This is a genomic window from Prescottella sp. R16 (assembly GCF_030656875.1).
Lineage (GTDB): Bacteria > Actinomycetota > Actinomycetes > Mycobacteriales > Mycobacteriaceae > Prescottella.
Genome location: NZ_CP130943.1, coordinates 2734937 through 2747535, shown reverse-complemented (window position 1 = coordinate 2747535; position 12599 = coordinate 2734937). Strand labels below are relative to the sequence as shown.

Annotated in this window: 12 protein-coding genes; 5 read left to right on the top strand and 7 right to left on the bottom strand. The window is 66.1% G+C overall.

What is annotated here, in order from left to right:
- Window positions 1–12: 12 nt before the first annotated feature.
- Window positions 13–363, top strand: a complete 351-nt coding sequence (locus Q5696_RS12870; RefSeq protein WP_305091737.1) for a HesB/IscA family protein — start codon at window positions 13–15, stop codon at window positions 361–363.
- Window positions 364–485: 122 nt separating this feature from the next.
- Window positions 486–1460: a carbohydrate kinase family protein gene (locus Q5696_RS12865; RefSeq protein ID WP_305091736.1), complete on the top strand. Its 975-nt coding sequence runs from the start codon at window positions 486–488 to the stop codon at window positions 1458–1460.
- A 70-nt stretch (window positions 1461–1530) separates the two neighbouring features.
- Here the strand turns inward: Q5696_RS12865 and asnB are convergent, their stop codons facing one another.
- Window positions 1531–3456, bottom strand: coding sequence for an asparagine synthase (glutamine-hydrolyzing) (gene asnB, locus Q5696_RS12860; RefSeq protein ID WP_305091735.1), 1926 nt, complete (start codon window positions 3454–3456; stop codon window positions 1531–1533).
- Window positions 3457–3755: 299 nt separating this feature from the next.
- Here asnB and ctaC point away from each other — a divergent pair, with 299 nt between their 5' ends.
- On the top strand, window positions 3756–4820 hold the full coding sequence (gene ctaC / locus Q5696_RS12855; RefSeq protein ID WP_305091734.1) for an aa3-type cytochrome oxidase subunit II: 1065 nt from the start codon (window positions 3756–3758) through the stop codon (window positions 4818–4820).
- Between the two features lie 35 nt (window positions 4821–4855).
- Window positions 4856–5272 carry a cytochrome c oxidase subunit 4 gene (locus Q5696_RS12850; RefSeq protein WP_305091733.1) on the top strand — a complete coding sequence of 139 codons (417 nt, stop codon included), beginning with the start codon at window positions 4856–4858 and terminating at the stop codon, window positions 5270–5272.
- An 84-nt stretch (window positions 5273–5356) separates the two neighbouring features.
- On the opposite strand, the gene Q5696_RS12845 is transcribed toward Q5696_RS12850, so the two are convergent.
- Window positions 5357–6466 (bottom strand): MBL fold metallo-hydrolase, encoded by a 1110-nt coding sequence (locus Q5696_RS12845; RefSeq protein ID WP_305091732.1) that lies wholly within the window; start codon window positions 6464–6466, stop codon window positions 5357–5359.
- Entirely contained in the window at window positions 6463–7314 is an 852-nt protein-coding gene (locus Q5696_RS12840; RefSeq protein WP_305091731.1) for an SDR family oxidoreductase, read from the bottom strand. The genes Q5696_RS12845 and Q5696_RS12840 overlap by 4 nt, the downstream gene beginning before the upstream one ends.
- 113 nt (window positions 7315–7427) lie before the next feature.
- Between Q5696_RS12840 and Q5696_RS12835 the strand changes: the two genes are divergently transcribed.
- Entirely contained in the window at window positions 7428–8087 is a 660-nt protein-coding gene (locus Q5696_RS12835) for a TetR family transcriptional regulator (RefSeq protein ID WP_305091730.1), read from the top strand.
- A 90-nt stretch (window positions 8088–8177) separates the two neighbouring features.
- On the opposite strand, the gene qcrB is transcribed toward Q5696_RS12835, so the two are convergent.
- The 4 genes from qcrB to ctaE all read right to left on the bottom strand — a co-directional run bounded on the left by qcrB (window position 8178) and on the right by ctaE (window position 12499).
- Window positions 8178–9821, bottom strand: coding sequence for a cytochrome bc1 complex cytochrome b subunit (qcrB, locus tag Q5696_RS12830; RefSeq protein ID WP_305091729.1), 1644 nt, complete (start codon window positions 9819–9821; stop codon window positions 8178–8180).
- Entirely contained in the window at window positions 9818–10954 is a 1137-nt protein-coding gene (qcrA, locus tag Q5696_RS12825) for a cytochrome bc1 complex Rieske iron-sulfur subunit (protein WP_305091728.1), read from the bottom strand. Before qcrA ends, qcrB begins: the two co-directional genes overlap by 4 nt.
- Complete coding sequence (gene qcrC, locus Q5696_RS12820) at window positions 10951–11823, bottom strand: cytochrome bc1 complex diheme cytochrome c subunit (protein ID WP_305091727.1); 873 nt, start codon at window positions 11821–11823, stop codon at window positions 10951–10953. The genes qcrA and qcrC overlap by 4 nt, the downstream gene beginning before the upstream one ends.
- Before the next feature lie 64 nt (window positions 11824–11887).
- Complete coding sequence (gene ctaE, locus Q5696_RS12815) at window positions 11888–12499, bottom strand: aa3-type cytochrome oxidase subunit III (protein WP_305091726.1); 612 nt, start codon at window positions 12497–12499, stop codon at window positions 11888–11890.
- Between the last annotated feature and the right edge of the window lie 100 nt (window positions 12500–12599).

Sequence of the window (12599 nt, the reverse complement as noted above, 5' to 3'; positions counted from 1 at the left end):
CAGGGAGAGCCCATGACTGTGCAGAACGAGACCGCCACCCACGGCGTCACGATGACCGAGACCGCATCCGCGAAGGCGAAGGCGCTGCTCGATCAGGAAGGACGCGACGACCTCGCGCTGCGCATCGCCGTGCAGCCCGGTGGCTGCGCGGGCCTGCGCTACCAGCTGTTCTTCGACGACCGTAGCCTCGACGGTGACCTCGTCGTCGACTTCGGTGGCGTCAGCCTCGCCGTCGACCGGATGAGCGCCCCCTACGTCGAGGGCGCCTCCATCGACTTCGTCGACACCATCGAGAAGCAGGGCTTCACGATCGACAACCCGCAGGCGACCGGATCCTGCGCCTGCGGCGACTCCTTCAACTGAGTCCCGCACCCCATAACGACACCGTCTGACGCGGAGTCCGCCACCCTGGCGGGCTCCGCGTCAGACTGCGTTCTACCTGCCAGCACCGTTCCACCCACCATCACTTCGAAAGGCCTCCGAGCGTGACCATTGCGGTAACCGGTTCCATCGCCACCGACCACCTGATGCGGTTCCCGGGCCGCTTCGCCGATCAGTTGCTCGCCGATCAGCTCGCACACATTTCGCTGAGCTTCCTCGTCGACGACCTCGTCGTCCGCCGCGGCGGCGTCGGCGGCAACATCGCCTACGCGATGGGAGTGCTCGGTGGCTCGCCGCTGCTCGTCGGTGCGGCCGGCGTCGACTTCGCCGAATACCGGACGTGGCTCGAATCCAACGGCGTCGACTGCAGTGGAGTCCTCGTCTCCGAGAGCGCCTACACCGCACGCTTCGTGTGCACCACCGACGACGACATGGCGCAGATCGCCTCGTTCTACCCGGGCGCCATGAGCGAGGCCCGTGGCATCGAACTCGCCGCACTCGCGGCGGCACACGACGGACTCGACCTCGTCCTGATCGGCGCCAACGATCCCGAGACGATGATCCGGCACACCGACGAATGCCGCCTGCTCGGCATCCCCTTCGCCGCCGACCCGTCCCAGCAGCTCGCCCGGCTGTCCGGCGACGAGGCCGCCCAGCTCGTCGCCGGCGCGAAGTACCTGTTCACCAACGAGTACGAGTGGGGCCTCCTGCAGCAGAAGACCGGACTGTCCGAAGAAGCGATCCGCGCCCAGGTCGGGCTGCGCGTCACCACCCTCGGCGCCAAGGGCGTCGAGATCGTCGACGCCGACGGCAACTGGATCCGCGTCGGTGTCGTCCCCGAACGCGGCAAGGTCGACCCCACCGGTGTCGGTGACGCCTTCCGTGCCGGGTTCCTGCACGCCCAGGCCGCCGGCCTGAGCCTGGAACGTTCGGCTCAGCTGGGTTCCCTGGTTGCCGTATACGTTCTCGAAACCGTCGGCACCCAGGAATGGAGCCTCGACCGCGACGACGCCGTCAAACGCCTCACCGAGGCGTACGGCAAGGACGCCGCCGACGAGATCGCAGCTCTGCTGCCGTAAGGCCCGTCGACTCGTACGACTCCGCCCGGGTTCCTCTCGTCGAGGAACCCGGGCGGAGTCGTCTCTGCCTCTACAGGCTCACCGGGTACGCCGGCTCCTGGATCTGCGGCTCGATGCGCTTCTCGACGAAGATGCCGTGCCAGATCATGTAGCACAGCACCGTCCACAGTCGGCGGCTGTGATCGGAGACCCCGTCCCGGTGGTCGCGCAGCATGCGGGTGACGGCGGCCTTGTCGAAGATGTGGTCCGTGCCCGACGCGGCGATCTGTTCGTGCGCCCAGTCGTACAGTTCGGTACCGGCCAGCCAGTGCCGCAGCGGTACCGGGAACCCGAGCTTCGCGCGGTGCAGTACGTGCGGCGGGACGATGCCCTCGAGGGCCTGCCGCAGCGCGTACTTCGTGGTGGATTTCGTGATCTTCTGATCCAGCGGGATCCGTGACGCGACCGAGAACACCTCGGGGTCGAGGAACGGGACCCGCAGTTCCAGCGAGTTCGCCATCGTCATCTTGTCGGCCTTGACGAGGATGTCGCCGCGCAGCCACGTGAACAGGTCCAGGTGCTGCATGCGCGCCACCGGATCCCAGTCCTTCGACTGTGCGTAGATCGGTGCCGTGACGTCCTGGTGCGTCCACTCGGGGCGGAAGTCGCGCAGCACGGCCCGCAGCTGCGCATCGTTGAAGCTGCGGGCGTTGCCGTAGTAGCGCTCCTCGAGTGTCATCGAACCGCGGTGCAGCAGGCTCTTGCCGCGCGTGCCGTCCGGGATGCGCTCGGACAGCTTCCCGGCCGCCCGGCGCAGCGACGCCGGCAGATACTCGAACGGCTTCAGCGACAGCGGCTCCCGATAGATCGTGTAGCCGCCGAACAGTTCGTCGGCACCCTCACCGGAGAGCACCACCTTGACGTGCTTGCGGGCTTCCTTCGCCACGAAGTACAGCGGCACCAGGGCCGGGTCGGCGACCGGATCGTCGAGATACCAGATGATCTCCGGGATCGCGGCCGCGAACTCGGCGGGGGAGACCACCTTGACGATGTGCCGGGCACCGATCGCCGCCGCCGACTCGGCCGCGACGTCCACTTCCGAGTAGCCCTCGCGCTCGAAACCCGTGGTGAAGGTGATCAGGTTCGGGTTGTGCCGCATCGCGAGCGCCGCGATCGCCGTCGAATCGATACCGCCCGACAGGAACGAGCCGACCGTGACATCGGCCCGCATGTGCTTGGCCACCGAATCCTCGAGTGCCTCCGCGACCTCCCGGTAGCGGGCCTGCTCCGAGCCGGCCACGAACGGCACCGCCGGGAACGTCGGCGTGAAGTACCGCGTCACCACCGGGGCGCTGCCCGGCGTCAGACGCGCGTAGCAACCCGACTCGAGGCGACGGATCTGCGCATGCAGCGTCTCCGGCTCCGGCACGTACTGCAGCACCGTGTAGTGCTCGGTGGCCCGCGGATCCAGCTCGGTGCCGACACCGATCACGTCGGCCAGCTCGAGCAGGCTCTTCTTCTCGCTGCCGAACGCGGTGCCACCGGTGCCCGTCGCCAGGAACAGCGGCTTGATGCCGAACGGGTCACGGGCGACGAACAGTTCCCGCTCCTGCGTGTCCCACACCGCGAACGCGAACATGCCGCGCAGCCGTCGTACCGCGTCCGCACCCCAGTAGTGGTACGCGGCGACGATCGCCTCGCTGTCACCTTCGGTCCGGAACTCGGCGCCGTGGTCGCGAGTGAGCTCTTCTCGCAGTTCCACATAGTTGTAGATCTCTCCGTTGAACGTGAGCGCATACCGCTCCGGGGCCTCCGGAGGCCCCCACCGCAGCGGCTGGTGCGAATGCTCGATGTCGATGATCGACAATCGGTTGAACCCGAAGATCACATCGTCGTCGTGCCACGTCCCGTGCTCGTCCGGACCGCGGTGACGCAGACAGTGCAGGGCCGCACCGACGCGCGTGACCGCCTCGTCGCCGGTGCCGTCGGTGGTGAGTAGTCCGAGCAGTCCGCACACAGCGTCCAGTACCTCGATTCAGAGTTGGTTGTCCCGTTCGGGCCGGCGGACCGGAAGGGCGCCGTTTCCCTCCGGAAGTATGCCGCAGCATTCGGGTCCCCCGCGTCCGTGGGGAGCACGTGACCGCGTTGCTCTCAGCGCAATCCCAGGTAGCGCGCGTACATTCGGTGGACATTGGTCCCGACTGCAACACGGGCGCCGACCCGAGGATGGAGGATCGGCGCCGTTGGTCTACGCTGCGTAGTAATTGGGCCTTCCCATCGGGTGTGCCCTAGTGGAATTGCGGCGATCAGGAAGGCGTGAACGTGGCGCAAGGTCGGATCCTTCGGCGAGCCGGGCTGGCAGCATCTTTGGGCATAGCTGCCATGCTGCTGTCGGGTTGTTCAATCGACAATTCGGTGCTTCGCTTCGGGTGGCCATCGGGTATTACCCCGCAGGCCGAGCGTATGCGCGAGCTGTGGACGTGGTCGGTCATCGCCGCCCTCGTCATGGGTGTCATCGTGTGGGGCCTCACCTTCTGGGTGGTCATCTTCCACCGGAAGAAGAAGGACTCGCCGGAGTTCCCGCGTCAGACGGCGTACAACGTGCCGCTGGAGCTCTTCTACACGGCAGTTCCGTTCGTGATCATCGCCGTGCTGTTCTACTTCACCGTGGTCGTGCAGAACTACGTCACGGAGAAGAAGGACAACCCGAACGTCGTGGTCGACGTGACCGCGTACCAGTGGAACTGGAAGTTCGGTTACCGCACCATCGATCTCGGTGACGGCACGGCCAAGTACGAGGGCACCGACGAGGCTGCCACCGCAGCCGCAGTCGCCGCGTCGAAGCCCGAGGGCCTCGACGAGCACGGCCGCGAGAAGATCGGTGCGATCCACGGCAAGAACCCGCAGGATCTGTCCTACCTGCACTACGACAAGATCGAGACCGTCGGCACCAGCAACGAGGTTCCGATCCTCGTCCTCCCGACCGGTAAGCGCATCGAGTTCGTGCTGGCGTCCTCCGACGTCATCCACTCCTTCTGGGTCCCCGAGTTCCTGTTCAAGCGTGACGTGAACCCGAACCCGAAGGAGAACCACTCCGACAACGTCTTCCAGATCAGTGAGATCGAGAAGGAAGGCGCGTTCGTGGGCCGCTGCGCCGAAATGTGCGGCACCTTCCACGCGATGATGAACTTCGAGATCCGTGCAGTGTCGCCGGAGAAGTTCGAGCAGTACATCGAGGCGCGCAAGTCCGTCGAGGACGGTGGTCAGGGCCTGAGCACCGCCGAGGCGCTGGCATCGATCGGTGAGGCGCCCATGGCGACCTCGACCGCGCCGTTCAACACCGACCGCACCGTGCGCGAGGCTTCGGCCACCGGCAACTGACCGTCGAGCACCACTGAGCAAGGACAACAACTGATATGAAGATCGAAGCCAAGCTCTTCGAGATCCTGACGGTGTTCTTCATTCTCGTCGCGATCGTCTACGGTGTCTTCACCTCGATGTCGCGCACCGGAATCGAGTGGGCCGGCCTCACCGCGATCGTCCTGTCGGCCGGTCTGAGCCTGATCGTCGGAACCTACTTCCGGTTCGTGGCACGTCGCCTCGACACCCGTCCCGAGGACTACGAGGAGGCCGAGGTCTCCGACGGCTCCGGCGACCTGGGCTTCTTCAGCCCCGGTAGCTTCTGGCCGATCCTTCTCGCCGGCGCTGCCGCATGCGGTGGTCTGGCCCTCGCGTTCTACCAGGGATGGATGATCGTCATCGCGGTCATCCTCGTGATCGCCGCCGCTGCCGGTCTGGTCTTCGAGTACCACCTCGGACCCGAGAAGCACTAGCACCACAACGCCGAAGGCGCCGAACCCGTGCGGGGTTCGGCGCCTTCGGCGTTTTCCGGTCGACGCCCCTGCGCTGCGATGTCTCTAGCGCTGCGGTGCGACGATCGTGCCGTAGTCGAGGCTGCCGTGGCTGTAGGTCGGGACCAGTGGCCACTGCCGCTTGGAGTTCGTGCACTCGGACGACGGAATCACTTGCAGCCACCGTGCATCGCGCACGGACCGCGAGGCCATCGTCTTCTCCTTGACCATCGAGTCGTACTGGTCCTGGGGATCTTCGAGCGTGTTGGAGTTCAGCACCACCTCGCGTCCGTAGAACGCGGCCTGCTGCCGAACACCGGGAATCTTCGACAGCTCGGGCTGCCAGTTGTCCGGGGCCATCCCGTTCTCGGACTGCACCCAGACGCCGTCGGGGGTGTTCACACACAGGGAATGGTTACCGTCGGTGTGGCCGGGAGTCCACAGCAGGCTCACCCCGACACCCAGTTCGACGTCGCCGTCGAACACCTCGAGCCGGTCCGTGGGAACCCCGTCCATGCCCTTGTTCACATACCATGCCGTCTGCATGGGGTGCATCGACTCGAACGTGCCCAGCTCCTTGCGATGGACCAGCAGCTTCGCGTTGGGGAACAGTGGCGTGCGAGGTTCGCTCTCGCCCTCGATCGGCTCCGTCGACCCCATGATCATGCGGACGTCCTGGACGTGCAGGTGGTCGAAGCTGACGTAGTCGACGTCGTCGTTGGTCAGTCCGAGGCTCGGTAGGACGTCGTCGGGATCGTTGATGTAGTCGGCGAAGAACCTCTCGATCTTGAACCGTCGGCCCAGCTCCTGGATCTTGTGATAAAACGGGGCCTTCGCCGATCCCGCCGCGACCGTCGGCTCCCACACCAGAGTCTTCAGCGTGCCGTCGAAGCCCTCGAACTGGATCACCAGCATCCGGTTGGTGATGCCGATGAACGGGTTGACGCCGATCGAGTACCCCTGGAACGCGAACCGGGAGGGGTACGGCGCGGTGGCGATGTCGAAGCTCTTGATCGCCGTGACCCGGCCCTGGGACAGGAACCGTTCCCGGTACTTCGCGGCGGCTTCGCGCACCGCGGTCAGCCGGTCACCACGCGGCCAGACGTCGTGGACGCCGTCGAACTCGGGGATGGGACGGACGACGGTGGACGGGGGTGCATCGGACGGGTTGGTCACTGCGCTTCTCCTGACTGGTCGGGGTTCGTGAACTGCTGTTCGTAGGTGCTGCGCACAGAACTGTCCGCCACCGCGTCGACCTGATTCGGGACCATGCGGCGCAGGAGGACGTCGCGGACCCGCTGGGGCAGGACGTTCGCCCAGCCGACGAGCGGTCCGACGTAACGGGGGATGGTGATCTCGAACCGAGGTTTCTCGATCGCCGCGAGCACCGCGGCCGCCACATCGGCCGGCGCGAGCATGCGGGCGGCGCCGGTGGCGGTACCGGCGGCGAGTTCGGTGTCGACGACACCGGGCATGATCGCGGTGATCTCGACCCCGGTGCCGGCGAGTTCCCACCGCACCCCGGTCAGATAGCCGAGCACCGCATGTTTCGTTGCGGCATAGGTGGATTCGCCGGCGGGGGAGAGCTTCGCGGCGGCGGACGCGACGGTGACGATGTGCCCGCGTCCACGGCTGCGCATCGCCGGCGCCGCGAGGGTGACGCCGTTGATCACACCGTGTACGTTCACGTCGAACTGCCGGCGTCGCGCCGCTTCCGGTTCCTGGTCGAACGGGCCCACCCACATCACGCCCGCATTGTTGACAAGGACGTCGACAGCGCCGAACGTTTCCTCCACCGCCGTCAGGAACGCGGCGAACGACGCCCGGTCGGCGACGTCCAGATCGAAGCCGCGTGCTCGGGGTCCCAGTGCGGCGGCGACCGATCGGGCCGCGTCCCCGTCACGATCGCCGATCCCGACGTGCGCGCCCGCCTCCGCGAGTTGCGCCGCGATCTCCCGTCCGATTCCGCGTGCGCCACCCGTCACTGCAACGATCCGGCCGTTCACAGAACTCGCAGATCTCATCGGCTCACCACCCTTCCCGTTACCTCTCGACTCGTATCTGACATGTTTGCATGTCAGATATGCGTGCACAATGCTTCGAAGGGTCGACGCACGTGGAACGGGAAGGGAACGAGATGACGGATACGGGCGCACGGGCCCGGGCAGGAGGACGGCGGTATGCGGGTCTGGCCCCGGCGGAGCGTGCGCTGCTGCGCCGGCGCGCGCTCCTCGACGCAGCACTCGACCGGTTCGGCACGGACGGGTATGCCGCAACGTCGGTCAAACAACTCTGCCGCACATCGGCCCTGACCGAACGCTACTTCTACGAGTCGTTCAGGGACCGTGAGACCTGTCTGCGCGAGTTGTACCTGGAGTTGGCGGACGACCTGACCGCGGTCACCGGAACCGCCGTCGCACAGGCGGGGGAGGGGAGCGACGCCGCCGCGGAGCGTGGACTGGCGGCGTTCGTCGGATATCTGACCGAGGACCCACGCCGGGCCCGCGTCGTCCTGGTCGAGGTCGTCGGTGTCTCGCCGGCACTCGAGGAGGCCCGCTACGGCGTCCTGGCCGGCTTCGCCGACATGATCACCGCCGTACTCGTCGGCGCCGGCGTGGAACCGACACAGCGGGAGGCGCTGGCCGGTGTCGCACTGGCCGGTGCCGTCAACCACCTGCTCGTCGACCGGCTGATGAGCGGCGGGGAACAGGATCCGGCGATGCTGGTCGAGGTGTGCGTGACGCTGTTCTCGGCAGCCCGTAGTCGGTTCGCCGACGAGCGCACGGCAGGGCGCTGACCAGGGCAGGGTATCGGCCACGGGCAACGCATACGGGAAGGGCCCCGAACCGAATGGTTCGGGGCCCTTCCCGGTGTTGCTACCGGCGGATCAGTGTTCGCTGTCGCCGGAGGTGATGCCGCGGTTGCGGTCCTGGTACTCCGAGAGGATGCGCAGCTGTTCGTGCTCGCCTGCGTGCTCGGCGGCCTCGAGAGCCTGGCTCTGCTCGGCCGGGTCCGGGGAGACCCAGCTGCCGGAGCCGGGCTTGCCGGCGGAGCCGAGCTTGTTCATCTTCTTCGGGATCGCAGCACCCTGGTACTCCAGCGGGATCGGGTGGCCGTGATCGTCGACCGGTCCGAGCGGCTGGTGGATCTCGACGTACTCACCGTGCGGCAGGCGCTTGATGATGCCCGTCTCGATGCCGTGCTCGAGTACCGCGCGGTCGCTGCGCTGGAGGCCCAGGCAGAACCGGTAGGTGACGTAGTACGCGACCGGAGGCAGGATCACCATGCCGATGCGACCGATCCAGGTCATCGCGTTGAGCGAGATGTCCAGGTGGTAGGCGATGACGTCGTTGACGCAGGACAGGGTCAGCACCACGTAGAACGAGATGGCCATCGCACCGATGCCGGTACGGACCGGAACGTCGCGCGGACGCTGCAGCAGGTTGTGGTGAGCATCGTCCTTCGAGAACTTCTTCTCGATCCACGGGTACGCGATCAGCAGCGCGAACACGATGCCCATGATCAACGCGACTGCGAACACCGCGGGGATCGTGTACCGGTCGAACAGGTAGATCTCCCACGCCGGCCACAGGCGGGCCATGCCGTCGGTCCACATCATGTAGAAGTCGGGCTGCGAACCGGCCGACACCTGCGCCGGGTTGTACGGGCCGATGTTCCAGATCGGGTTGATCTGCAGCAGGCCGCCCATCAGGGCCAGGATGCCGAACGTGAACGCGAAGAACGAACCGCCCTTCATCGCGAACACCGGGAGGATGCGGACGCCGACGACGTTGTTCTCGGTGCGGCCGGGGCCGGGGAACTGCGTGTGCTTCTGGTACCACACCAGCGCGAGGTGCGCGGCGATCAGGGCCAGCAGGATGCCCGGAACGAGCAGCACGTGCGCAACGTACAGACGCGGGATGATCAGTTCGCCGGGGAAGTCGCCGCCGAAGATCAGCCAGTGCAGCCAGGTGCCGGCGATCGGAACACTCAGGGTGATGCCGGACAGCGCGGCGCGCAGACCGGTACCGGACAGCAGGTCGTCCGGCAGCGAGTAGCCGAAGAAACCCTCGAACATCGCCAGGATCAGCAGCAGCGAGCCGATGACCCAGTTCGCCTCACGCGGGCGACGGAACGCGCCGGTGAAGAAGATGCGCAGCAGGTGCACGATGATCGACGCGGCGAACATCAGTGCGGCCCAGTGGTGGATCTGGCGGACGAACAGACCGCCGCGGACCTCGAAGGAGATCTCCAGCGCCGTCTCGTATGCACGCGACATGGTGACGCCGCGCAGCGGCTCGTACGCGCCGTCGTACGTGACGTGTGCCAGCGACGGGTCGAAGAACAGCGTCAGGTAGACACCCGAGATCAGCAGGATGATGAAGCTGTAGAGCGCGATCTCGCCGAGCATGAACGACCAATGGGTCGGGAAGACCTTGTTGATCTGGCGTTTCATGCCCGCCGCGAGATGGTACCGAGAGTCGACGTTCTCGGCAGCTTCCGCGACACGGGACTGGGTTGCAGTACTCACGGGCGACGCTCCCAAAATGCCGGGCCGAGGGCTTCGATGAAGTCACCGTTGGTGACGAGGAAGCCCTCTTCGTTCACAGTAATAGGTAGCTGCGGAAGAGCGCGAGCGGCGGGACCGAAGATCGGCTTGCCGTACTGCAGAGCGTCGAACTGCGACTGGTGGCAGGGGCACAGGATTCGGTTGGTCTGCTGCTCGTACAGCGAGGTGGGGCAGCCGAGGTGGGTGCAGATCTTCGAGTAGGCGAAGTAGTCGCCGTAGTTGAAGCTCTCCTGGCCCTTGCGCTTGACAGCCTTCTCGGTGTCCTCGGTGCGCAGACGGATCAGCATGACGGCGTTGCGGATGCCGCGCAGGCTCCCGAGGAGCGCGTGCTCGTCGCCACGATCGGACTCGCGGAACGGGAACACGGTCTCCATGCCGCCGGCGTCGAGGTCCTCCGGACGAACCAGAACGACGTCGTTCGGGCGTCCGGTGTCGCGACGCAGGTAGATGGTCTCGCCGGGGTAGCGCGGGGTCCAACCGGACACCCACAGCGGCGACTGGTCGCCCTTGGCCCACGGGTTCTTGATCATGCCGCCGAGGGGCATGACCGACATGATGCCGATCGCGCCGCCACCGAAGATCAGGCTGCGCTTGATCATCTTGCGACGACCGATCGTCGACTTGTCCAGGGTGTCGGACAGCTGCGCAGCGAGGGTGCGCTTGTCGACCTCGGCGGAACCGCCGTCGTGGCGGTCCTGGATCGAGACCTCTTCGGGGATGAACTTCTTGGTGAACTTCACCGCGCCGACACCGAGACCGATGATGGCGAGGCCCATGGTGAGGCCGAGCAGCGGGGTGTACAGGTTGTACGCACCGTAGGTGTCTTCACCCTCGCCGGCCCACTCCCACGGCCAGAACAGGAAGACGCCGACGAAGGCCAGCGCCGAGACGCCGGCCAGGGCGAACCAGAAGGCCACCGAACGCTCGGCGCGCTTCTCGGCCTTGGTGCCCTTGACGGCCCAGCGGTCGCGTTCGAACACGACGTCCACACCGTCGAGGTTGGTGCCGAGTTCGACGAGCTCGTCCCGGCTCATCCGATCGAGTTCGTCGTCGGTGTAGTTCTTCGGCGTGCCGCCGTTGGTGGCGTCACTCATGACCTTGCTCCGATCCACAGTGCAGCGCCGACGACAGCGACGATGCCGATGATCCACATCGCGGGGCCCTCGGACGCCGGGCCGAGGCCGCCGAGACCGTACCCACCGGGGTTCTTGGCCTCCGAGGACTGCTTGACGTAGGCGATGATGTCCTTCTTCTCCTCGAGCGTCAGCTGACGATCGGAGAACTTGGGCATGTTCTGGGGACCCGTGACCATGGCGGCGTAGATCTGCTGCTCGCTGGCCGGATCCAGAACGGGGGCGTACTTACCGGAGGACAGAGCGCCGCCGCGGCCGGTGAAGTTGTGGCACGACGCGCAGTTCATGCGGAAGAGCTCGCTGCCGCGCGCGACGTCGCCGCCACGCAGCGAGGACTGGGCGATCTCGCCGTTCTCGTCACGGATGACGGTCGGGCCGCCACCCTGCGACTGCACGTACGCGCCGATGGCGTCGGTCTGCCGGGCGTCGAACTTGGCCGGCTTGCGCGAAGCCTGCGCCTCGTTGCGGGCAGCAGGCATGCGACCGGACGACACCTGGAAGTAGACGGCTGCTTCACCGACACCGATCAGGCTGGGGCCGCGGTCCTGGACACCCTGCAGGTTCGCGCCGTGGCACGTGATGCAGGAGGTGTCGTAGAGCTGCTTGCCTTCGCGGATCAGTGCTGCGGAATCGTCGCTCGCGGTGGCGACCTGCGGGGCAGGCGTCAGGGCGGAGGCGAGGAAGCCGGCGCTCACGAGACCCAGCATGAGGATCAGCGCACCGGTGACGCGCCGACGCAGCTTGCGCTGGCGGCGCGCCTTCTTGGCGGATCCGGCTGTGGTGCGGTCGGGCATGTCACCCTCGAATGCGGGAGGGGGGGATGAACTCATCTGTATCCCTTTGGGTATGTCGGGACGACTGAAGCGTCAGGGGGCTGCCTGGTCGTTCAGCTGGCTAACGGATGAAATAAATCGTGGCGAACAGGCCGATCCACACAATGTCGACGAAGTGCCAGTAGTACGAAACGACGATCGCCGCAGTGGCCTGTGCAGGCGTGAACTTGCTGACCTTGGTGCGGACGATCAAGAAGACGAACGCGATCAGACCGCCGATGACGTGCAGGCCGTGGAAGCCGGTCGTCATGAAGAAGACCGAGCCGTACACGCTGCTCGAGAACGTCACGCCCTCATTGACGAGCTGGTAGTACTCGAAGCCCTGGCCCAGCACGAAGAACGTGCCCATCGCCAGGGTGAGCAGGTACCACCGTCGGAGGCCGAAGACGTCACCCTTTTCCGCCGCGAAAACACCCATCTGGCAGGTGAAAGAAGACGCGATCAGCACCGTGGTGATGGGCACGGCGAGTGCCAGATTGAGGTGCACGGGTTCCGGCGGCCAGTTGTCGCCTGCCTGGGCCCGCGCAACGAAATACATGGCGAAGAGCCCTGCGAAAAACATGAGCTCACTTGACAACCACACGATGGTGCCGACGCTGACCATGTTTGGCCGGTTCAGCGAGTGCACGCGCTGGGTGATTGCCGATCCTGAAGTCCCTACTGCGCTCGTCACGCTGAGAAGTATGACGCCTTGTCGTAAAGGAAAGCCACCCGGGTCCGGCATCGGCGCGTCGGTGCATGTCAGAGGTGGTTCGGTCGCGGTCGCAACGGTG